This is a genomic window from Pseudomaricurvus hydrocarbonicus (genome assembly GCF_011602365.1).
Lineage (GTDB): Bacteria > Pseudomonadota > Gammaproteobacteria > Pseudomonadales > Cellvibrionaceae > Pseudomaricurvus > Pseudomaricurvus hydrocarbonicus.
Map to the genome: position 1 here is coordinate 58,651 of NZ_JAAONZ010000005.1, position 23,211 is coordinate 81,861.

Consider the following 23,211-nt stretch of genomic DNA (forward strand, 5'->3'; position numbering starts at 1 on the left):
ACCATCCGAACATGACTAGGGGGGTGGCAATGTGACACCACTTGATCTGACGAATGCCTGGGGCGCTTTGCCTTTGGCCGTGGTTATCGGTGCTGGCGGCATGGGCTCTGCGGTGGCTCGCAGGCTAGGGCAGAACCACAAAGTGTTACTGGTGGATATCAACCCCAAGCGCTTGCAGCATCAGGCAGAGACTTTACGTGAGGACGGCTTACAGGTAATCACGCAAGTCTGCGACGTCACCTGCAGACACTCGGTGCAACAGCTGGGCCATTGTGTAAACCAGCTGGGAGGTTTCAAGGCTCTTGCACATGTGGCGGGGCTCAGTCCGAGTATGGCGGACTGGCGCACCATTATGTCCGTCAATTTGATTGGGCCAGCGCTGGTTACGAAGGAGTTGTTGCCACAAGTGACGCCGGGGAGCAGCGCTGTGCTGATATCGTCTCTCTCTGCGCACTTGGGACGCCTGCCAGCCGGGCTTGAGTTGTTGTTTGAGAACCCTCTGGCAGCCAATTTTTTAGCGGCGCTGGAAAGTACTGCAGAGCTGCCCATGACACCAGAGCTGAGTTATATGTGGTCCAAAATCGGGGTGCTTGAGCTGGCCCAGCGCCAGGCTCTGGCGTGGGGACAACGGGGTGGACGTGTGGTGTCCGTCTCGCCAGGGTTGATTGCTTCACCCCAAGGGGCGAATGAATTTAAGCAGGTTAACGGAAAATACTCGCTGCTGCAGACCTGTCCCTTGAAGCGGCAGGGGAATCTACAGGAGATTGCAGCTGTGGTTGCATTTTTGCTATCGGATGAGGCAGCTTACATCAGTGGTACCGATATTAGGGTTGATGGAGGCAATCTGGCGGGGGTGCGATCAGTGAATGCTGGGCATGTTGCGGGCTGACGCTCTCCCCTTGGGGTTCACTCTACCTCTGTCAGGGCAAACATTTATCAGTTGCTTTTGAAAATGTGGTATAAACATGCCTCGATTTCACGGAGGGTGTATGTCACCGAAGCAAGCCAAGAACAATATGAATACCGCCGCTCAGGAACTGCGAGACCTCATTTGGAATCGTTCAGACGGCGATCTTCTGGGCAGTGAAGATGATTTAACCGATTTGCTGAGGGTTTCACGTCCGACCGTCAGGCAGGTTGCCAGATTGCTGGAACGCGAGGGGCTGTTGAAGGTTAAGCGAGGCATCAATGGTGGTTACTTCGCCAGTCGTCCCAGTGTCGAAGTCATCGAAAACTCGGTTAGTGCGTATCTGAAAATGCTGGATGTTGATACTGAGGATGTGACTGAAATTGCCTCGGTGATGTGGATGACCATTGTCAAAAAAGCCGCATCCTCACCTACCGAAGAGACTCGCCAGTTAATGGCCAAGCTGAGGTCTGACGTGTTATCTGTGACCGATGAAGCAACGTTTGATGATATTCTGGCGATAGAAGAAGAAAACCGCCGGGAAATTTTTAAATTAATTAACAGCCCATATATTGAATTGATCTTTCATATCAACCGGACATTTACCTTTACCCAGTTTCCCTCTATTCCAGCGTCTTTGGACGGCAGCGAAGAACATCGCGAATTTGTACGGGCCTGGCGCAAAGCCAAGCTGCTCGAAATAGAAGCTATTTCTGAAGGGGATGTGGCACTGGGGGAAATGGTCGCTCGTCATAATCGCAACCTCTTTCATAAACGTTTGTGGGGGCATGGCAGGCTGTAACCCTGTCTGCACTATGGTCTGTGAGAAGGGATGCCGAATACCATTGCAGACCAGACCCATTAACAATGAGCCCCTCGCTCGATAAAACTTGTGCCAGGTGATGCCGCTTTGCTTTGGATGTTGCTGTAATTTATTGAATAAAGATGCCTGTTTAGGGCTGTGCCAGTCCTTAGTGTTCTTCCAATCTTAGACCCTCCGCTCGTCCCCGTCCTTCCGACCTTATTCTCATTCTAGCTAAAGGCTTCTGTTGATATGCAGCTTCTGCTTAGGAGCACGGCCCACCATAAAGAGATATCTTTTTTTATTTAAAAATCTATTGTAAATCATAAAGTATGACTTTAGAGTTAACTCATGTAGGGTTCAGGCTAAGGTTTTGGAGCAACCAAAACGGCGAACAACCGACTTTGAGCGAGGATGAGTGGGTGTTGAATCTGGCCAGAAAAGCCAAATTTCTGGCGTGAATATAAAAATAATAGATCTATTGCGACAGGTCGAAAGTACTCAGGGTACTTTAAAAAGTTCACTCTATGGGCTCACAACCATTCAGGACTAACCTGAGCAATCAGGAATAACGTGATTAAGAATATCAGGGGCTCAGGTTCAGCCTCGAAAGTATTTGGTTTTTTTGTTTTGGGCGACCAGTCGATCTTCGCTGCGTCTGGAGCAAAAGCCAGATTCTGAGAGCACCCACAGTGAGTACGTTCACGTAGGTGTAATTGCGACACAATAATAAAAGAGTCTCCAACAGGAGTTTTCCTATGAAGAGTAAGCCCAAAGTACTCCCGACGATGATCCGTCAACACGTCAACACCAAGCGGTTGCTGAAACCTTCCATACTACTGGCATCGTCCCTATTGGGGTTGATGAGTAGTCTTGCCAACGCACAGTCATCCTCAAATCAAGGGTCTGTCCTGTCACTGGAAGAGGTTGTAGTAACCGCTCGCCGGCGTGAGGAAAGTTTACAGGATGTGCCTATCGCGATTACCGCGCTGGATGAAAATTTTTTACGCACACAGGGTATCGGTCAAGTTGAAGACCTGGGAACCAAAGTACCGTCGCTGAGAATTTCTCAGGCTGGCGGCTCTTTAAATGAACCCATGATTACCCTTCGTGGGCAGCGTCAGGGGGAGGCTGCGTTTAATCAGGACCCGGCTGTGCCCATGTATTTCAATGACATCGTCATTGCCCCAACACAGGGCAGTAATCTGGGTTTGTACGACCTGCAAAACCTCCAGGTTCTGAAGGGGCCACAGGGGACGCTGTTTGGTCGCAACAGTACTGGCGGGGCCGTACTTATGACGCCGAAGCTGCCAGGCAATGAGTTTGGTGGCTATGCAGAATTTAAGCTGGGTGACTATAACTTGCGGGGATTTGAAGGCGCGGTAGACATTCCGGTATCAGATGCTGTGCAAATGAGGCTGTCGGGTCGCAAGCTGGATCGTGATGGTTATCAAGAAAACATTGCCGACAATGCGCTGCACGGCAAGGACTATCGTGATGAGCACTCTGAAAGCGTCAGATTCAGTCTTAATGTAGACACCGGTTCGTTAACAAATTATACAGTTCTGGCCTATGACGAGGCCCAAAGTGCGGCTGCGGTACCAGTTGTGACAGGCATTAACTACAGTGTCGGTCTGGGTTTTGCCGCTGGAGTCAGTCCCGTGCTGGCCCCTTGGGGGAATGCAGTTCAGGAAAATATTGCCCGGGATGACCCGTGGAAAGTGAAGTCAGATCTGGATGGTGAAGAGCTGGTCAGGAATACCTTTGCTTCCAATACCACCGAGTTTCAAATTAATGATGACTTAAGCATTAAAAATATTGTTGGTTATCGCGGGGTGGTGTTCCGTACGGCAACGGATATTGATGGAACGGAATACCCCGTGTTTGGGTCGGTACCAGAGGATGGTCTGTTGTGGGCTGCCGGCCTCCCTTGGGGGGCGACGTTGAATCCACCGCTTAACGTCATGGACTCGGAGTTCTTCAGTGATGAAATACAATTGTTGGGCACTGCTTTCGGCGGCAAGCTGGAGTGGATGACGGGCGGTTACTGGTCAAAACTGAACGCGTCACAAGATCGGCAGCTTCAACAAGGGCCATTTACCTACGACTCGGGTTATACGGATATTGTAAATACCTCCTATGCGGTTTTTATGGAGGGCACCTATTCTTTGTCCGATGAGTGGTCGGTTACTGCCGGGGCACGCCAGAGTTGGGAAGGGCGTGAACTGTCTGTGCACAGCTGGAGCAATTTGGATCGAACCAATTGTGTGCTGACGGGCCCCAATGGTTCTGACCTGACTACGTGTGAAAGAAATGTGGATGAGGATTACTCGTCACCGACATGGAGAATCTCCGCCAGCTATGCTCCGGTTGACGCACAGTTATTGTATGGCAGCGTCTCCACTGGCTATCGTGCGGGAGGTTTTAATACACGAGGGGTCGATGACGCCACGCTGACCCCTTTCGATGAAGAGACGGTTATAACTTATGAGATTGGTCATAAGGCAGACTGGGATTGGCTTGGTTTTCCTCTGCGATCGAATGTGGCGATATATTTCCAGGATTATGAAGACATTCAAAACACGGTGTCTTTCTTTCAGGGAAATAGTTTGGTCACGCGCACCGAAAATGCGTCTAAAGCCCAAATATCAGGCCTGGAAGTGGAGTTGACCGCAGTCCCTACGGATCGATTGACACTGACACTGGCCTATTCATATGTGGATGCACAATTTAAGGAGCGCGAAGACCTGATTAATGGTGTGCAAGTCGATACCAGTAATAATGACTTTTCCTATGTGCCCCCACAGACACTTACAGCGTCCGCGACTTACACGCTGCCAGTGAATGAAGCTCTGGGCGAAATGACCTTGATGGCAAGTGTTTACTGGCAGGATGATATGTCTACCCACCCGAAGGCTAAGCAGTTCGGCATTATGCCAAGTCGTACCGGCGGCTTGTGGAGCGCAGAAGATGTTGAGTTCGCCACAAAGTTTTCAGAGTGGGACGACTACGCTGTGTGGAATGCCCGGTTTGACTGGCGGAGTATTATGGGATCCGGTTTTGATTTTGCGGCGTACGTCAATAATGCTGCGGATGAGGAATATGTCCTGGGCGGGTTGAACGTGCTCGACAGCGGCGGTTACGGAGCCTATCACTACGGAGCTCCACGCACTGTAGGGGCTAGCCTGCACTATAATTTTTGACCCTTGTTTGGCCCGCTTTGCGGGCCAAACCCAGTACCCATCCACGCGGTGTCGCCCGCCTGAGTGCAGCAGCACTCTGCAGACAGCAGTTTCACTTTGCCCTCGGTGGCAGTCACTTCAGTTTGAGTTACCTGTTTGCTATCGCTGCATATGTAAATCGCGGCATATCTCCAATAAAGTTATCTCAATGTCGCATAAATTTGTTTACATTGGATTTTTATTCTAATAGAGTTAACTTTATTGAGTTGGTTAACAATAATGGTGAGCATAATGAATACGAACCCTTTGGATTTGACAGGTAAAGTTGTTGTCGTTACCGGCGGCAATGCAGGAATTGGTTTTGGCTTTGCGCGGGGGATTGCCCGGGCCGGAGGTGATGTCGTCATCTGGGGTCGCCGTAAGGACAAAAATGATGAGGCCGTCCGTGAGTTGAAACAATTTGGTACCAAGGTCATCGCTCAAGAGGTTGATGTGGCTGATGAGCAACAGGTTGTTGTGGCGATGAAAGAGGCTGTGAAAATTATGGGTCGGGTGGACGGTGCCATTGCGAATGCCGGCATCATGAATCATGCGAAATCATTCCTTGAATTGTCGGGTGAGCAGTATCACGGCTTATTAAGTGTGAATCAGCATGGCGCCATGTATGTTGCACGCGAAGCAGCACGTCATATGAAGGAGCGCTTTGATGCAGGTGATCCGGGTGGTTCCATCGTGTTTTGTGCCAGCTTGTCTGCCTTAACCGGCTCAGCCGGGATGCAACATTACAATGCGGCAAAAGGAGCAATGGCTTCGATGGCTCGCGGTATTGCTGTTGATCTGGGTGTGTACGGTATTCGCTGCAATACGGTGTGCCCAGGTTACACCGTCAGTGAAACCGTCAAAGATCAGGGGCCTGACTCACCGTTGGGAGGGCAGGTGCGTGAGCGAACACCGATCCCGCGTTTCGGTACCATCGAAGATTTTGAAGGTATCGGTGTGTATTTCATGTGTGATGCCTCGCGTTTTCATACCGGCGATCTGGTCAAAATTGATGGTGGCTGGATGGCCAATGCAGGAAAAGCCAACATTGCAAAATTGTCAGAGAGAGACTAAGGAGTGGAGGCGATGACTGCATCTGAAGTGCAATCCAAAGTATTCCGAGTTGACGAATTTCAAAATCCCACGCTATCGCCAGAACGCCGCAAGCAACTGGAAACAATCGAAGCAGAGCCGTTGGATATGTCCGTTGACAGCGTATTGAGTGCGGCCGTTAAGCAAACCGGTCTGGAAGATTTCGGGGATATGGGGTTTCGAGATCGACTGGCCCGCATACTTGGCGAGGTTGAAGGAGATACCAATACCTGGAAAATATCCAAAAAGCGCATTGTGGCTACGTGTATAAAAGCAGCGGCTAATCGACTTAAAAATCAAGAATTTCTGAAAAGAAATCCAGCCGTTGATGCAGTTGAAATTGACCGTCCTATATTTATTACCGGGCTGCCCCGTTCTGGCACTACACATCTTGAAAATCTGATAGCTGCAGACCGGCGCTTACGCTATCTGCCGGTGTATTTGGGTTCAGAAGCGGTGCCGACACCGGGTGAAGTGCCAGATCGGGACGGTAAGGATCCGCGCTGGGTTAGGTCCAATAATCACTGGAACCAGATGAAGGCAAACCCGATCATGGCTGCAATGCATGAGCATTCTCCTGATCATGCCTGTGGTGAAAATGAACTGCAAATTCCGGATTTCGCTAGTTATCAATGGGAGTGGATGGCAGATGTTCCCAAGTGGCGAGATTTTTATTTTTCAGAGGATCAAGTACCGCACTATCAATATGGTCGCACCATGCTGAAGGCCATTGCGTATCAGATGCCAGATGATCGACGCTGGATCCTGAAAGGCAATGCCCAAAGTGAACAGCTACCGGCGCTGATGACGGTTTATCCTGATGCCATTGTTGTCATGACTCACAGAGACCCGTTGGCTATTTTGCAGTCAGTGTTAACCATGCGAGGGCTGTCTGTTTTGGCGCATCAAAAAGTGCCAAATATCGAGGCACACGTCAATTACTGGGTTGATCGTATTGAGCATATGCTGCGCTGTTATATTCGTGACATGGACAAGGTGCCGGATGGACAGCGGGTTGATTTATTGTTTCAGGATATTATGGGCGATGATGTTGGAACGGCTCAGCGTGTGTTGACGGCGGCGGGATTACCACTATCGGACGACAGCGAAAAAGATATGCGGGATTATATGGATAATCACCCGCGTGGCAGAGATGGTCGAGTTGTGTATGACCTGGAAGGGAACTTCAAACTTGACATTGACAAGCTTCGCCAGCGCTTTAATTTTTACACCGATCGATTTGCTGTTCGTCACGAGGTGAAATAATGACCGCTTCCAAGCAACCTTTAAATGCGACGCTGGTGCTCGACGGTGAAGGTACGCAAAATGCTATCGACCTTGGTGATGGTATTTATATGTCCAAGGACGTCTCTAATGCGTATCGGGTGATCACGTCTGGTGGAGACGTCATCATTAATACAGGAATTGTATTCAGTGGCGATGAAAATTTTCGCAGACTGAATTCTGTCAGTGATAATGCCGTCGCAAAAATTATTTTTACTCAGAGTCATACAGATCATGTGGGTGGGTGGCGGTGGTTTAATACCCCGGAAACGGAAACCATCGCTCAGGCAAATTTTGATCATGTGTATGGCTATTGGGAAGCTTTAAGGCCAACTATGGCTCGCCGCTCCAGACAGCTGTGGAGTGGCGATATCAAAAAAAGCGTGCAGGAGTTCACCAAACCCGTCATCACAACCACATTTCACGACAGCTACCGTTTTGAATTGGGTGGTCGACAGTTTGAACTTTATTCAGTCAAAGGCGGGGAGACTATAGATTCTCTGGTGGTCTGGATGCCACAAGAAGGCATCGCGTTTACCGGAAATATGACCGGTCCTATCTTTGGCCATGTTCCTAATTTATACACCTTGCGGGGCGATAAGATACGCTATGTACAATGGTACCTTGACAGCCTTCAGCGTGTCATAAATCTCAATCCTAAAGTGCTGATCACCGGCCATGGTGAGCCCTTGCGAGGGGAAGCAGCCATACGCACACAGCTCACCAGAATGCGCGATGCGGTACAGTACATCAAGGATCAAACCTTTAAAGGAATGAATGACGGGATTGATCTTTGGACTCTGATGGAATCAATAAAATTGCCGCCAGATCTGTCCATAGGGCAGGGGCATGGCAAGCTGCCCTGGCTGGTGAGGGCGATATGGGAAGAGCACATTGGCTGGTTTCGTTACGAGTCAAGCACAGAGCTTTACAATGTACCGCCGGCGGCGATATTCGCAGACTTGATTCAATTGGCGGGTAAAGAGAAGGTACTTGAAAAGGCAAAGCATCACATCAATGCAGGAAAAATACTTCATGCCATGCACATGGCCGAAGGAGTTCTGGATGTTGATGCTGCGGATTTGACTGCACTCAACATTAAGCTGACAGCCACTGAAAGGTTGCTCGAACAGAATGGGCGTGAAAATTTCAGTGAGGTGCGCTGGCTGGAATCTCAAATTCGCCTGATTAAAGCGGCTATCGACGAGGTGTCACCATGTTGAATAAACGACTGTCAGTGAATGCCTTAAGCACGTTTAACTGGTCTTTCGAACAGGATCTGGCTTTGTGGAAAGAGTTAGGTGTTCATCATGCCGGATTGTTGATATCCAAGGTCTCCGATGACCTGGACGGCAAGCTTTCCCGCATGATGGATGAAAATATCCAACCTTCGACCTTGGTTTGTGGCTCTTTTTCGTTGAGTGCTCCAGAGAAATGGACTCAGGAACAAGATCAGCTCAATAAAATGATGGATATTATTGCCTCTGTCGATCCCAATTGCTCAATCTACTTCCCTCCAGGCAGAACAACCGGCGCACCCTGGGATGAAGTTATGGCGGTATTTTCTGAATCGGTAGCGCCATGTGTGACACATGCTGCCAGTGTCGGTGTGCAATTGGCGTTTGAGCCCTCACTGCGTACCGATGCTTCATTTATTAATACACTGCGTGATGCTGTTGATGTGTCTGAACTGACGGGATTGGGTTTGGTGGTGGACTTTGGTAATTGCTGGATGGAACGAAACCTTCGTGAAACGCTGTTGCGCGCGGGCCCCCAAATTACCCTTGTGCAAATTGATGATGTGGCTATCGGTAGCCACAACCAATTGCCGCCAGGTAGACGGGTACACATTGGTGATGGGGACTTGCCTCTGGATCGATTGATGGGTGACATTTTGGATTCGGGGTATCAGGGTGTTTTTGATCTGGAAGTCCTTGGCCCAGCGGTAGAACAAGAAGGTTACGAGCAATCGTTACGCCGAGGCGTCGTAACTGCCTCTGATCTGATTTCAAGAATGGTTGATAGATGTCAATAGTTTGACTTTGCTGATGTGAATGGCATTTTTTTTGGATGTTAAACTTCGTTTTTATCCCTCTTATGGTCACGGATTGATTTTAGTGGCCTTTTTTTTATTAAATTGTGTGTGGTGAAAGCTAATGATGAAAAATGTATATCGGTGAGTAAAAAAATTGAAGTATCTTAATTAAATGTAAGGCTGAAGTATTGGTCATTGATAACAATAACATGCCTGTTCTTATGAGAGGGTTGTGGGTATGAATAAAACCAGAAAAGATGATCAGCGCAGAGAATGGAAAGCGCATTGGCCTATGGTTGTTTGCTGTTTCTTGGGGTTTGGTTTTTATTCAATTGTTCCCAACGCTCTTGGATTATTTGTGGAACCATTGACAACAGAGTTTGGTTGGAGTCGGACAGAAATTATGACAGGCCTATCCATTTCTGCCGTAACATCAATTTTTTTATCGCCCTTTGTCGGCGGGCTGATTGACCATTGGGGATCACGGCGTATTGCGCTGCCGGGATTGGTTCTTTCGGGGGTGGTGTTAGCCTCTTTTGGGCTGGCTAACGGCAGTGCGGTTCAGTGGATGATGTTTTGGGTGTGTCAGTCACTGGTGTTTCTGCTGATTAAAGCTACTGTCTGGACGACGGCAGTCTCAGGAACTTTTTATGCCGGGCGGAGTTTGGCCATTGCAGTCACGATGTGCGGTACCGCATTCGCACAGGCCATAGTTCCTCCGCTCACCCAATGGCTTATAGCGGCTTTCGGATGGCGACATGCCTATTTTTTGTTAGGATTTGGTTGGGGAGGGATTGCTTTAATACCGGCAATATTTTTTCTGTATGACGCGCGGGACAGATTGCGGAAATCAGATAATGACGTTCACACTGTGATTGTTAAAGATAATCCCAAACAGCCAGAATTACCCGGATTAACCTTAAGGGAAGCGATTCGCCATCCGGCTTTGATACGCATCTGCATAGCGACATTTATCGTTATGTTGACCGGTATTGGCATATTGGTAAATCAAGTACCGATTCTGGTGGAATCGGGTGTAACCCGCGAATATGCGGCATATCTCACCAGTATTTATGGTGTTTCTGGAATTTTTGGCAAACTGGCAACCGGCTGGCTGATGGATCGCTTTGAAGCTGGTTGGGTTGGAGGGATTACTTTAGGCCTATCCGGTTTTGCGTTTCTTCTGATGCTCAAACAAGTTGACAGTATACCCATGATTATCATCGGGCTGATGGTGATTGGTTATGCGGCGGGTACAAAATTGCAGATTTGTGCGTATCTGACCAGCCTCTATGGTGGTCTTCGAAACTTTGGGAAAATATTCGGCATCATGTCGAGTGCTATAGCCGTCGGTGGCGGCGTTGGCCCAGCGTTGGCCGCGCTTGTGTATGACATGACGGGCAGTTATTCACTGTTTATTTATGCGGCGTGTATTCTCTCTCTGGTTGCGGCCTATCTATTATTTGGTTTGGGACCTGCGCCGAAAGAGTTTGTCCCCGCACCTGTAGTTAATCGGCAAGATGGAACAAGCTCGATACCTAAAGAAGGAGCACTGGAAAAATAGGTTCCGGCTTAACTTAACCGCTTTCGTTACGGATAATCCTGTCCCGGTGTGATGCCCGCAAAGCCGTTGAAAAACGGGCGTTCTCATAAGGTCAGGCGTTTAGCAGAGATGACCCTCATAGAGCCTTTCTGGTGAGTCTAGCTGGAGAATGATGACCGGGCATTGTATGATTCAGCAGTGTATTAATGTTTGTGTCTTGGCATTCGACTAAGTGATCAAAAATGTCAAGGCAGTTTTGATGTCGTTACAGAGCTCATGCTACTGCCGTGCCACGCTAGATTGACCATAATTGAATAGGTAAAATATCTGAGAGGTTGAGTAATATGACTAGAACATCCACACCGCACCGTGAAAGCACCACCGCAACAATCCAGGGTAATACAATTCAGGGTAAAACCATCCAGGGTAAAGAGGTTCCTGAAAGCTGGAAAACGTTGGAGCACGGGATTCGCGTCGGTCGCTACACAGACCCCGAGTTTTTACAGTTGGAGTTCGATCGGCTGTGGACCAAGGTCTGGCAGGTGGCGGCACGGGTGGATGCAGTCCCTGAGCCAAATGATTTTATCACTTACGAAATTGGCGATCAGTCGGTCTTTATCGTCCGGGTGGATGAAAACACCGTTAAGGCCTACCACAACGTTTGCCCTCATCGAGGAACGGCGTTGGCTGAAGGGCAGGGTACTTTTCCCGGCGGGCATATTATTTGTCCATTCCACGGTTGGCGCTGGAACACTGAGGGCGACAATCAGTACATCCTGGCCCGGGAAGAATTCCGTGGCGGCAAGCTGTGTAATAGCGATGTAGCCCTGAAAAGTCTGCCGTGTGTGGTGTACGCGGGCTTTGTGTTTATCAATTTCGATAAAGATTGCCCGTCGTTTGATGATTTTATTGCACCTGTAAAATCCTTGATGGACGACCTCAATCTGAAAGAGATGCGTCATTATTGGTGGAAGTCGATATCGATTCCGTCAAATTGGAAGGTGGCGGAAGAGGCGTTTTTTGAAACCTACCATGTTCCCGCCACCCACCCGCAGCTGGAAGTCAAAGCGGCGGAGTTTATTTTTGGCGATGAAATCAATGGTGAGTTTGAAAATTACAACCACCACAATGTGGACTACCAGACGTACGCCAATGGCCATGGCCGTTTTTATGCGGGCAGAGCCACCAACTATCAAGGCAAAGTCACCTCACAGCTGCCGGGCCAAGATCCGGTGGATGCGATGGCAGATCGCCTGCAACTGCTGGTTGACGGTATGGATGCGCAAGTTCTGCAAGAGGACGTGGATTTATTGCGCACGTTGAAGGGCCAGCCCATTCCTGAAGGGTCCAGCCTGGGTGGTGAATACATTCGGGTGCTCTATGAGAATGCTGCCGCCAAGGATCGCCCCATGCCCAAGGCTATACCGGAAATTATCGCTATGTGGGGCGGGGAGATTTTTCTGTTTCCCAATGTGATGATTTTGCCGCAAGCCGGGAATGCGATGATCTATCGGGTACGTCCACATGAAAGCGATCCGCATCAATGTACGTTTGAAATTTTCTCCACGCGCTCACTGCCCGCTGCCGTAAAGCCTGAACGCGCAGAGCCAGTATTTGTGACCGATGGTAATGATCCGGAACAAATGTATCAGGTTCCGCGTCAGGATTTGGGTAACTTGCAGCGCATCCAGAAAGGCTTACGCTCCAAAGCCATCAAGCAGATTTGGCTGGCCAGTCACCACGAAAAAATTATTTTGGGCTTGCATCAGGAGATTGATCGCTTTCTTATGGATGAGTAATTCCCCTTGTGGCATACCTTGTGCCATAGCTTGAAGTGAAACCAGTAGATCGGTAATTGGACGGACACCAAAGTATTCACTTGTGGAAGACGCTCTGCTAATGATGGTCGACGAAGCATTAGCAGCAGCGTACCGTTTTCATTAAAACCCCCACTCAAAACCCACCACAACCCGGTCGTTGTTATCAAACTGGCCATAGAGGCCTTTTGAGGTTCCGGAAAAAACATCGGCGCCCAGCCACAGTTCGACGTTGCTGCGCCACAGGTAACTGATTTTCGGGCGCCAGAGTTGATCCTGATGATTGAGAGAGTACAACCCCTGTAGTTTGAGGGTCCAGGTGTCGTTTGCCAGCTTGCGTTCCAGCAACAGACTGAGCGTTTGCTCGTTGTGATCGCGGATCATGCGCCGGTCGTAATCCAGCAACAGACTTTGAAACCACTGCACGCTGATCAGGGTGTCACTGAAGCCTTGCCAGTCGAGGCCGATGACCGAGCTCAGCTCGGGGCTGGATTCGATGCCCTGATTGTTTGCCGAGTATTCGGCGATGTGATGGCTGTGACTGTACCAGCCAATTTCGGTGCGCAGGGTCAGATTACCAAAAGCGTTACTGGCCGTTCCGCCAATGAGATGGCTACGTTGATAACGGGGTTGGACATGTAACACAGTCCCGGATGCCGGCGCGGTTGTTACATCGGTGTTGGCTTCAATCGCTTGATAGGGCACATAAAAGTCGCGGTAGTGGTAAAAGTAATTCAGGGTGAGATCCCAGCCGCGCCAGAATTGGCTGTAACGCACACCGGCATCACTGTCTTTGAGCCAGTGGTTGGGTTTGCGGGGTTGATCTGTGGTTACGCCGTCGACCGCCTGCTGGATATTTGAGGGTGACGGCACCCGCAGTGGGCTGGTCACCGTGTAGGGATTGTCGCCCTGAGCCAGATCGTGATAGCTGGTGTCGGGTATCCACAAAAACTGCAGGCTGCTGCTGTCCGAGGTGAGCCATTCCACGTTCACCATCCACAGGGGAATGCGGGAATCGTCAAAGTCGTCGAGAATAAATTCCCGGTAACTTTGCGGTGTGACCACATCCAGAACTTTTAAGCCATCGGCTTGCCCCCAGACGACCTGCTGCTTGCCCAGCCGCCAGTAGAGATTCCACCATTCGGCATCCAGATAGAATTCGCGCAGCTCCAGTTGTGAGTGACGGTTGTTGATCCAGGGCTCGCTGGCACTGCTGTAGGTTTGCCGGGTTGAGCCATCGGTTAAGAGCCCCTCTGCATCCAATCGCAGTCGAGCGATGGCGGTGAGGGAGGTTTGAGCCAGCCAACCGTCAGTAAAATCCTGTTCCCATTCCAGCTGCAGCTGGGCTTCCATTTTTTGGCTTTCACGACGGTCACCGGCCCACTCTTGTTGCCATTGTCCGTTCAGGTGTTCGTTCAGTTTCGACTGCCAGGGAGTCTGTTTGTCCGAGGCCACGCTGCCCATTGGCAGGCTCAGGATGAGCCCGCCCAGAGTTAACGTAATGAGAGGGTGGTGCACAACAGGTTTCATGGTTACAGACCTCGGGCCAGACTGCGTTGACGAAAGCGCTGGTCATCGACAGGGGTTTGGTAGTCCACATCACTGAAAGTGAACACACTGCGGTGACCGGTTTTATGGTTGCTCATGATCATGGTGTGACGGGTGAGAATGCCATCTACAGGGCGAATGTCTTCGACTTGTAAGGACTTGAGCTCATTGCCGCGTATGTCCCAGAAGCGCGCCTTGACCACGATCCAGGTCTGGTTGTCGACCCAGAGTTCGGTGCGGCTGTAACCCAATTCCCCGGCAATGGCCTCGGTGTGGGGGATGCCCTCCAGGTGGTACAGTGTGTGCTCGCTGTCACTGTCACTAGAGCTGTCACTGCTACTAGAGCTAGAGCTGGTACTTTCGCGACCGATGACCTTGTAGGCAAAGTCAGCCGGCTCCAGCCGGCCTTCTTTTTTGATGTCTTCGTAGGTGAAATCGGTGCCCAAAAAGTGATCCCCCCGATCCGAGGCGGAGATGCGACGCACTTTGCGCAACGCCGGCAGGTACAGCCACTGATCGTCATCGCGCTCGGCATCGCGGGGGTAATCGTAGGTCAGAAAAGCGGTGTCTTTGACATTGGTCGGGCTCGTGTAAAACAATACCGAGTGTTTCTCTTCGCCAAAGTATTTACGAAATCCCCGGGTTTCCCGCACCCGCTGTTTGCCGTGACGATCGGTCAGGGTCATGGTCAGTGTGCGAGTCACCTGTTGGCCGTCGTCGCGGCTGTTGACCTGCTCTATAATCCATTCGCTGGTGGGCAATTCACCAGCCGCAGAGGTATGGTCAGCAAGTCCCTCGGCTTGAGCGCGTTCTCCCAACAAAGACAGGGTAATGACCAGAGCCAGTCCCACCACCAGAAAGCCCAATACGCGGCCGGTGCCGATGATTTTGGTGGACGCTGAAGCGTGAGTCGGGCAGTTTTCTTCCACCGTCAGTGTGCCAAACGCGAACCGCGGTTTAAACACTTTGATCAGTACCGGTAATAGAGTCACGCTGGCAATGAAACTGGTGGTCACGGCCAGGGCGACAATGGTGCCGAAGTTGTTTAAAGGCACCACCTTGCTGGAAATCAGCACCCCGAAACCGCAAGCAATGGCGAGAAAGTTAAACAACAGCGCCCGCCCGGTAGTTGGAAAAATGGCCAGCAGTTGCTCGTCCAGTTGGCTGCGGGTGATGCTGCGTTCAGTTTGCGAAAGATGATGCAGGCGTTCCTTAATGCGATCGAGGGTGTGGATGGCAAAGTCGACCCCGAGGCCGATGGCAACACTGGCAAACATGGAGGTACCAATGCCCAAAGCAATACCGGTCAGGGCCATAAAGGAATAGATCAGCAGGATGGCACTGACCACCGGCAACAGGGCGTAGACGCCGGCCAGGGCGGAACGGAATAACAAGGCCGCGACTAACCACACCAGGATCAGGGCCACGGCCAGGCTGTAAAAGTGGGTATCGCCGACGCCGCGAATCCAGTGGTAATTGACGGTGACGCGGCCGCTGAGGGTGGCGGACAGACCGGGTTCGTTGAAGTTGTTGTCGAGGTAGGATTGCAGTTGGGTTACCACCGGTTGGGTGTGGCGGAACGCGGCGCTGTCGAGCATCAGACGAACGTTGGCCAGGCGATAATCATAGTCGACCTCTTCTTCGAAATCGGTCGGGTCGCCGGAGGTGGAGTACAGCAGAAAGTATTGGGCGATGGCGTCGCGATGCATGGGCAATTGATAGTCTTCACGGTGACCGTCATTCAATACCCGGTTCATTTGTTTGAGGTAATCGACGATCGAGGTGGCGTTATTGACGTGGGGCAGGGTCAGGGCAAAATCCTGCAGTGCCTCAATTTTTTGCAATACCTGCGGCTCAAACAGGCCTTCGTCACGCTCCGTTTCAATGACGATGTCCAGATTATTGGTACCATCCAAGTGCGCATTGATGGTCCGGTCGGCGCGATAGATGGCCTCGCTGTGGTGGAAGGTTTCGATCCGGTCTTCATCCACCTGCAATTGACTGGCGGCATAGAAGCCTGCCAGGGCAATGATTACCGCCAGACTTATGGTTGTGCCCGGATGGCGAATACTGATGCCACCCAGTTTTTGCATGATCACCGAAAAAATCTCACGATTCGCCTGTTGGCTGCGCACGAAGTTCTGACTGACTTTGGGCTGGGCCCAGATCATGGCTGCGGGCAAAAATACCATGGAAAAAACCCACGCGATGGCGACGCCGAGAGCCGTGAACACGCCCATGAATTTAAACGGAGGCATGTGAGAGGCAAAGTAGAGGCCCAGGAAACCGGCCATGGTAGTCAGGGTGGTCAAGGTGATCGGACGCCACATGTCGACCATGGCTTCGACCACCAGTTGGCTGCGGGCGACACCGGGTTTTTCAATCTGCAGTTCGTAGTAGCGACTGAAGATGTGAATGGCATCGGCCACAGAGATACCGATTAAGATCACCGGCAGAGCGTTGGTGATGACATAAAAAGGCACTTTGCTGGCCGCCATGAGACTTAAGGTCATTAACACCGATGCAGCGATGATGACATTGGCCAACAGGGCCGGGGCCACCCGCCGAAACGCCAGACCAATGATCAGGGTGATGATCAAGCCGGCAATGGGGTTAAGCCGACCAGCATCACTGTCGATGTAGCTGCCTAAATAGCCGGCTACGGCACCTTCACCGGCCAGGTGCAGTTCTACGCCGTCAACGGTGGGTGCTGAATCGATCAGCTGTTGCAGAGCAATGTAGGTGTCTTCGGCCTGATTTTCGTCGAGCATTTCCGCCACAATCAGCGTTGCGCGACCGTTGCGCGACACCAGCTTGCCCTGATAGAGCGGGAAGTCCTCAATGGCTTGCCGAAGCTGTGCACTTTCGGCATCCGTTTGCGGACGTGGATCAAAGAAGGGGGTGACCTCCATGCCACTGGCACTGCCAAGGATGTTGTTTTCCGTGGCCAGGCTCATGACCCGCTCCGGATCAATGTTGTCGACGTTCTGGCTGTGTTCAGACAACCATTCCACCAACTCCAGTACCGGCGGGGCATAAATGCCCTGATCCTGTGGTGTCACCACGGCAATCACAAACGGATCCGACAACCCAAATTGCTGTTTCACCTTGTCGCGATACAACAGGGCAGGGTTACTGGGGTCCATAAACGCATCACCGCGAGTGTCTTTGGTGAGCTGAGGTAAAAAGGTGCCTATGGTCAGCATGGCTAACACGCTCAGGATGACCAGTGTTTTGGGGTAGCGATGAACAAACTGGAAGTAGGTATACGCTGTTGAATGAGACGGTGACATGGTGAGTACTCCTGCCAATTAAACGGTTTTTGATGCATAAATAAATGTATATGCATGTACCTTGTTTGGTTAATCCAAGATTAAGAGATCAGTTGTGATGCCTCGGTTGTGGTATAGGTATTTTGAAAAACTTGCAGCTCTTGCACGACCTGCTGCCACCAGGGCTGATGCTTGAGTCGCGTTAACCAATCCTGCAGTGCCGGATAAGCGCTGAGATTGATGTCAATGGCATCAAAGTGCATCAGCGGCGCCGCTATACAGAGATCGGCAAGCGACATCTCCTCGGCGTTCAGATACGCCTTGCCTTGCAGTTGTTGATTTAACAGCGCGGCGCGTGTTTTGAATATTTTTCGGTTTTTGTCCTTGCGGGTGGCATCTCCGGGGTAGCCCCAAAAGGGCAAATAGAACTCGTTCAACAGGATATTGCCGGCCACCGTATCCCAACATCCGGTTTCCCACAGCAACCAACGCAATACACTGGCTTGTTGATCGGCACCGTAGGGCCACAGACGGGAACCGAAATAGTTAGCCAAATACTGGGCAATGGCATTGGATTCCCAGAGAATCAGGTCGCCGTGCACCAGTACCGGGATTTTGCCGTTGGGATTGAGCTGCAAAAAATCCTTTTGTTTGTGTTCCAGCTGGTTCAGTGCAACGGTTTCCAATTGGATATCGTGCATTTGTTGACGGGCCCGCTCGGATTCGTGAGCGATGTAACTCATCACCAGCTGTAACTTGATGGGATTGTGGGTGAGCGGATGGGTGTAAATCGTCATCTGGTTGCTGGGTTGAAACACCGATGAGGTATTTGTGTGTGTCTGCGCCATGGCGGTCTCCTTGGTTGCTGAGGTTTATTGTTTATGTATATGCATGTATTTTGCGTGAGGTAGGGCTTGTTGGTTCATCGCAGGGTTTCTCCCGGTCATGAGTAGAGTGCTTCAGCTCGAGGTGTCTTTAAGGTCGACAATGGCATCACCAACTGTGAGTAATTGCGCTATGAGCTCATCGCCCAACAGGGCTTTTAGATCGCTTTGGGTTTGTTGCCAATCCTCGGCGGCGGCGTGAAAGAGTTGCTTGCCGGCCGCGGTGAGCTGCAGAACTTTTTCCCGTTTATCCCGGCCGGGTCGGGTTTCCAGATAGCCATCGCGCAGCAGGGGTTTCAGGTTGCGCGACAAGGTGGTCTGATCCAGCACCAGTACGTTCTGCAAACTGCGGTTGGTGGCTTCTCCCAAATAATAAACAGCCCGTAAAATGGCAAATTGGGTGATTTTGATGCCATGGGGGCTCATGTCCCGGTCGTAAAACTGGGTCAGGACCCGGTTGGCCTTGCGCAAACTCAGCGCGAAGCAGGGCGCGACCCGGGATTTGGCCTTGCTGGCAGTGTTCTTGGTTTGGAGGGTTGAGTCAGTCATGAGTTTATTAAACATGCATATGCATGGTATTTCAAGTGGTTTAAGACTTTTTTAGATGCCGAGCCAAAAGGGTAATGTGATGAAGGCGGGCAGGCAGGGAGACAGGTCGGTGGGGAAACATGTCGGCGGGGAGACAGGGAGGAAGAACGACAGGCCAAGTACAGGATAGGGAACTATAATCAGGGTCACAGATGGATCACAAGAAGCCGTTTAGCGGATCAAGCGCTGACGCAGAAGTTGAGTGAACAGTTTTATCTGGTGGGTTAACAGTAACCTGAGCCTTAAGCTTGTCCGCAATACAAACATGACGAAAGAAATAAAAATCACAAAAGAATAACAAGGAGTTGCCGATGGATGTTCAGGTATCAGGGTTTTTGGGTCTTCTTATTTTGATTGCCGATATATGGGCCATCCTTAATATTATTCAATCCAGGGCCAGTATGGTTAACAAATTAATCTGGATTTTGGTGGTGCTGTTATTACCGGTGTTGGGGTTATTAATTTGGTTTTTTGCCGGTCCCCGAGGCCGGTGACTCTGAGGGCATCACCACCCATTCCGGATCGTCAAATTCCCCAATGGGTTCAATGTCACAATAGGGCGCGGCGCTGCGAATAATGGCGGCAACGGTGCCGTCGTGATGCGATTCCATGGCATCACGTTGCTGTTTGCTTTCCCAGCTGGCAATGGCAATCAGCTCATTGGGGTCATCGAGTTTGCGATGCAATTCTGTACCCCGTGCGCCTGGAGCGCGCTGAATGATGTCACTGGCTCTCATCCAGGCGTCGGCGTACTCCTCGGCTGTGTGGCCGGGTTTGATGTGGACTTTGAACAGGTATTTCACGATAAACCTCCGTTGCCGGACACGACTTGATATTTCATCTCATCCGTTATTTTGGGAATAACAACGTAAACACGAGGCGAAAGCCAAACCCTTCCGGGCCATTATCCGTGCTTTCGGCCCAATAGCGCAGGCCACCACCGATGCTGGTGGTTTGATTGCCCATTTTGACGACTTTACTAACCATCAGGTTGAGTGGGATGGACCATTCTTCGGCTTCCCAGTCATAAGTGGATTCGGTATTGAACGCAAAAGTGACTGCTTGCTTGGTGGTGTAAGAGATAAAGGGTTGCAAAAACGTACTGCTGACATCCTGCCTGTCATCATCACCGGCAAAGGACCAGATGTGATTGGCCAGGGCTCCATAAGTCCAGGGACCGGTTTGCCTCAGGGCAACTCCGGTGGGGCCAGCTCCCCATTTTTCAGCACCGAGCAAATCATCGGAAGCCGTGGGCAGTAATGCCACGGGGCCAACGCCCCAAATCCATCCACTCGCTGTGGGCAATTTGGGTGAGAAAAAAACGCTTTGCACAATGTCACCGATACCGGATTGGCTGCCCGCGCCCGGAATAATGTCGTCTTGCGAAATGACCGGGAGAATGGTTCTGGAGATTAAATTCCAGTCTTCACTCATGGAGAAGGGCAGAACGGGCTGTACATTCAACAGATAGCGGTCACCGTCATCATCGGGGCCGAGATCGGAATCGTAATTGAGCTGGAAAGGCACGCTGATGAGGGCGGCGACGGGGTTGGAGAGTTTTTTGGCAAGCTCTTCGCTGCTTTGGGCCCGAGCAAAGTCTGGCGCAGTTAAAGCGGCAAACCCCACAACAACCGCAACGGTGCTGGCAAAGAGAGGCGGCAAGGTCATCCTGTTTCCGGCGGGGTTCGTTTTGGCTTCACGGTCGTGGTTAAGCAAAGTGATCATGCTGCGTCTTCCCTGTGGCTGAATAAAAGTGGTGAGAAATAGTGAATTTGCGCCCCGAGTAATCCCACAAGTGTAGTCGATAGGGAGTCGATAGGGTGACTGTCATCAGGTCTGAGGTGCGCCTAAAGGATAGATCGGCACAGCGTATTACTCATGATGAACTGTGTGCCAGTGCGGGTGATTAGGGCCGCAAAAAAAGTACTTGTGGCGAATGACTGACAAAATGGTACGTAGTCCGTATCATTCAGGCCTGTTTCAACGTGGAAGCGAATGAAGGCATGACTGATATACCGGTACGTTTGACCGAGTACAGCCACGGCGCGGGCTGTGGCTGTAAAATTTCTCCCAAAATCCTGGACCAGATCCTGGTGTCGCAGCTCCAATTGCCGGATTCGCCGCAGTTGCTGGTGGGCAACAGCAGTAAGGACGACGCGGCCGCCTACGATTTGGGCAATGGCCAGGTGGTGTTGAGCACCACGGATTTTTTTATGCCGATCGTCGATGACCCATTCGATTTTGGCCGTATTGCGGCGACCAATGCCATCAGTGACATCTATGCCATGGGGGGGCAGCCGCTGATGGCGATAGCCATTTTGGGCTGGCCGATCAATGAGTTGCCGCCAGAAGTAGCACAGCAAGTGGTGGATGGTGGTCGTCAGGCCTGTGCTGATGCGGGTATTCCGTTGGCCGGTGGGCACAGTATCGATGCCCCGGAACCCATTTTCGGGCTGGCCGTGACGGGCCTGACACGCCGCGAGCACTTGAAACAAAACAATCAGGCCCAAGCCGGCGACCGGCTGTATCTGACAAAACCTTTGGGCATCGGCATTCTGACCACCGCCCAGAAGCAGCAAAAGCTGCAACCGGAGCACACCCATTTGGCAAGGGACATCATGTGCCAGATGAATACCGTCGGCGCTCAGGCGGCCAAGCTGGAAGGCGTGACTGCGATTACCGATGTGACCGGTTTTGGCTTGATGGGGCACTTATTGGAGGTGTGTGAAGGCAGTGGTTTGCAGGCAGTGGTGGAGGCCACATCAGTACCGGTAATTCCGCAAGCACTGGGGTATCTGCAACAGGGTTGTGTGCCCGGTGGCACCGGCCGCAATCTGGACAGCTACGGTCATAAGTTGGCGGCGATGGCCCCAACGGAACAGCATCTGTTCTGCGATCCGCAAACCAGCGGTGGTTTGCTGATTGCGGTGCGTCCGGGTGAGGCTCTGGCACTTGAATCTCTATTGGCTGAGCAAGGGCTGTACGCCCGCAGTATTGGCCAGTTAGAGGATCTCAGTGGCGAGCACCCGATTCGGGTTCAAGGTGGGGTTGAGCTGTGAGCCGTGCGGACGCGAACCCAACGCGTGAGGAATTGCTTGAGATATTTCTCAACGACATACCGATGATCGATACCCGCGCACCGGTCGAATTTGAAAAAGGCGCACTGCCAACCAGTGTGAGCTTGCCATTGATGACCAATGATGAGCGCACCCAGGTGGGTACCTGTTACAAACAACAGGGGCAAGCGGCGGCCATTGAGCTAGGACATCAGCTGGTGTGCGGTTCCGTCAAAGCGCAGAGAGTTCAGGCCTGGATCGATTTCGCCCAACGTCACCCTGAGGGTTATTTGTACTGTTGGCGCGGTGGGCTGCGCAGTCAGATTTGTCAGCAGTGGGTGCGAGAAGCCGGCTGCGATTACCCGCGTATCCATGGCGGCTACAAGGCCATGCGCCGGTTTCTGATCGATGAGTTCGAGCGCATTTGTTCGACCCGCCCGCTGCAGGTACTGGGTGGGCGCACGGGGTGTAACAAAACCGCGCTGGTGGAAGCGTCGGATCAGGCTGTCGATTTGGAAGGACTCGCACACCATCGGGGGTCCAGTTTTGGCCGACGACCGCAGGGGCAGCCCACCCAGTTGAGTTTTGAGAATGCATTGGCCGTCGCTCTGTTGAAAGCAGAGCATCATTTACGCACACCGACTCAGCCGATTCTGTTTGAAGATGAAGGCCGTCTGGTGGGGCGTTGCTCGGTGCCGCCGTTGTTGGTAAAGGCTATGCAGCAATGTCCGATTGTGTTGTTGGACGTCTCTTTGGAAGAGCGTATTGAGCACAGTTATCGCAACTATATCCTCAACAAACTTGAGGAGTGGCGTCAGCAGTTAGGTGAGGAGGACAGCTTCAACGCGTTCGCAGAGGATCTGACTCAATCGCTGTACCGCGTCCGTAAGCGATTGGGCGGCGTGCGCTATGCTGAGGTCAGTGAGCAACTGGTTCGGGCCTTGGATGCTCACCGGCAAGGTAATCCAAATTTGCACCGCGATTGGATACAACGGCTGTTAGCGGATTACTACGACCCTATGTACGACTTTCAGCTCAGCAAGCGTCTCGACAAAATTGTCTTTCGCGGTAATCGAGACGAAGTGCGTGAATACCTCGCCTCACAGACGTAAGGGGTGAGACATAAGGGTATTTACTTTTCATGCCTGCATTGTTGTCCCTT

Annotated in this window: 18 protein-coding genes; 12 read left to right on the forward strand and 6 right to left on the reverse strand. The window is 51.4% G+C overall.

Translation table 11 applies throughout. The annotated features are described in order from the left end of the window. Positions 1-31 precede the first annotated feature (31 nt). The 9 genes from G8770_RS08920 (at position 32) to G8770_RS08960 (ending at position 12,683) form a co-directional block, all read left to right on the forward strand. Positions 32-889, forward strand: coding sequence for an SDR family oxidoreductase (locus G8770_RS08920; RefSeq protein ID WP_167185024.1), 858 nt, complete (start codon positions 32-34; stop codon positions 887-889). A 100-nt stretch (positions 890-989) separates the two neighbouring features. After that, the gene (locus tag G8770_RS08925) at positions 990-1,709 is read left to right on the forward strand and encodes a FadR/GntR family transcriptional regulator (protein WP_167185027.1); all 720 of its coding nucleotides are present in this window, start codon (positions 990-992) and stop codon (positions 1,707-1,709) included. A 758-nt stretch (positions 1,710-2,467) separates the two neighbouring features. Then, positions 2,468-4,912 (forward strand): TonB-dependent receptor, encoded by a 2,445-nt coding sequence (locus tag G8770_RS08930; protein ID WP_167185030.1) that lies wholly within the window; start codon positions 2,468-2,470, stop codon positions 4,910-4,912. 270 nt (positions 4,913-5,182) lie between these two features. Then, positions 5,183-6,004 (forward strand): SDR family NAD(P)-dependent oxidoreductase, encoded by an 822-nt coding sequence (locus G8770_RS08935; protein ID WP_167185032.1) that lies wholly within the window; start codon positions 5,183-5,185, stop codon positions 6,002-6,004. Between the two features lie 12 nt (positions 6,005-6,016). Continuing rightward, positions 6,017-7,288, forward strand: coding sequence for a sulfotransferase family protein (locus G8770_RS08940; protein ID WP_167185036.1), 1,272 nt, complete (start codon positions 6,017-6,019; stop codon positions 7,286-7,288). After that, positions 7,288-8,529, forward strand: a complete 1,242-nt coding sequence (locus G8770_RS08945) for an alkyl sulfatase dimerization domain-containing protein (RefSeq protein ID WP_167185039.1) — start codon at positions 7,288-7,290, stop codon at positions 8,527-8,529. Before G8770_RS08940 ends, G8770_RS08945 begins: the two co-directional genes overlap by 1 nt. Further along, on the forward strand, positions 8,523-9,341 hold the full coding sequence (locus G8770_RS08950; protein ID WP_167185042.1) for a sugar phosphate isomerase/epimerase family protein: 819 nt from the start codon (positions 8,523-8,525) through the stop codon (positions 9,339-9,341). The genes G8770_RS08945 and G8770_RS08950 overlap by 7 nt, the downstream gene beginning before the upstream one ends. Before the next feature lie 238 nt (positions 9,342-9,579). Further along, entirely contained in the window at positions 9,580-10,905 is a 1,326-nt protein-coding gene (locus G8770_RS08955) for an MFS transporter (RefSeq protein WP_167185045.1), read from the forward strand. 323 nt (positions 10,906-11,228) lie between these two features. Beyond that, entirely contained in the window at positions 11,229-12,683 is a 1,455-nt protein-coding gene (locus G8770_RS08960; RefSeq protein WP_167185048.1) for an aromatic ring-hydroxylating oxygenase subunit alpha, read from the forward strand. 141 nt (positions 12,684-12,824) lie between these two features. Here G8770_RS08960 and G8770_RS08965 read toward each other — a convergent pair whose 3' ends face one another. The 4 genes from G8770_RS08965 to G8770_RS08980 all read right to left on the reverse strand — a co-directional run bounded on the left by G8770_RS08965 (position 12,825) and on the right by G8770_RS08980 (position 18,954). Beyond that, positions 12,825-14,231, reverse strand: coding sequence for a DUF1302 family protein (locus tag G8770_RS08965; protein ID WP_167185051.1), 1,407 nt, complete (start codon positions 14,229-14,231; stop codon positions 12,825-12,827). A 2-nt stretch (positions 14,232-14,233) separates the two neighbouring features. Then, on the reverse strand, positions 14,234-17,542 hold the full coding sequence (locus tag G8770_RS08970; protein WP_208022153.1) for an outer membrane lipoprotein-sorting protein: 3,309 nt from the start codon (positions 17,540-17,542) through the stop codon (positions 14,234-14,236). A gap of 80 nt (positions 17,543-17,622) precedes the next feature. Continuing rightward, complete coding sequence (locus tag G8770_RS08975; RefSeq protein ID WP_167185054.1) at positions 17,623-18,369, reverse strand: glutathione S-transferase family protein; 747 nt, start codon at positions 18,367-18,369, stop codon at positions 17,623-17,625. A 111-nt stretch (positions 18,370-18,480) separates the two neighbouring features. Next, positions 18,481-18,954, reverse strand: coding sequence for a MarR family winged helix-turn-helix transcriptional regulator (locus G8770_RS08980; RefSeq protein WP_167185056.1), 474 nt, complete (start codon positions 18,952-18,954; stop codon positions 18,481-18,483). Between the two features lie 440 nt (positions 18,955-19,394). On the opposite strand from G8770_RS08980, the gene G8770_RS24625 reads away from it, so the two are divergent. Continuing rightward, positions 19,395-19,487, forward strand: coding sequence for a PLDc N-terminal domain-containing protein (locus tag G8770_RS24625; protein ID WP_243760389.1), 93 nt, complete (start codon positions 19,395-19,397; stop codon positions 19,485-19,487). Here G8770_RS24625 and G8770_RS08990 read toward each other — a convergent pair. Together G8770_RS08990 and G8770_RS08995 are read right to left on the reverse strand one after the other, a co-directional pair. After that, positions 19,452-19,796 carry an antibiotic biosynthesis monooxygenase gene (locus G8770_RS08990; protein WP_167185062.1) on the reverse strand — a complete coding sequence of 115 codons (345 nt, stop codon included), beginning with the start codon at positions 19,794-19,796 and terminating at the stop codon, positions 19,452-19,454. The genes G8770_RS24625 and G8770_RS08990 overlap by 36 nt on opposite strands. Positions 19,797-19,842: 46 nt before the next feature. Beyond that, entirely contained in the window at positions 19,843-20,718 is an 876-nt protein-coding gene (locus G8770_RS08995) for a transporter (RefSeq protein WP_243760376.1), read from the reverse strand. 278 nt (positions 20,719-20,996) lie between these two features. Between G8770_RS08995 and selD the strand changes: the two genes are divergently transcribed. Continuing rightward, positions 20,997-22,052 (forward strand): selenide, water dikinase SelD, encoded by a 1,056-nt coding sequence (gene selD, locus G8770_RS09000; RefSeq protein WP_167185064.1) that lies wholly within the window; start codon positions 20,997-20,999, stop codon positions 22,050-22,052. Next, positions 22,049-23,161 (forward strand): tRNA 2-selenouridine(34) synthase MnmH, encoded by a 1,113-nt coding sequence (gene mnmH, locus G8770_RS09005; protein ID WP_167185067.1) that lies wholly within the window; start codon positions 22,049-22,051, stop codon positions 23,159-23,161. Before selD ends, mnmH begins: the two co-directional genes overlap by 4 nt. Positions 23,162-23,211: the final 50 nt, after the last annotated feature.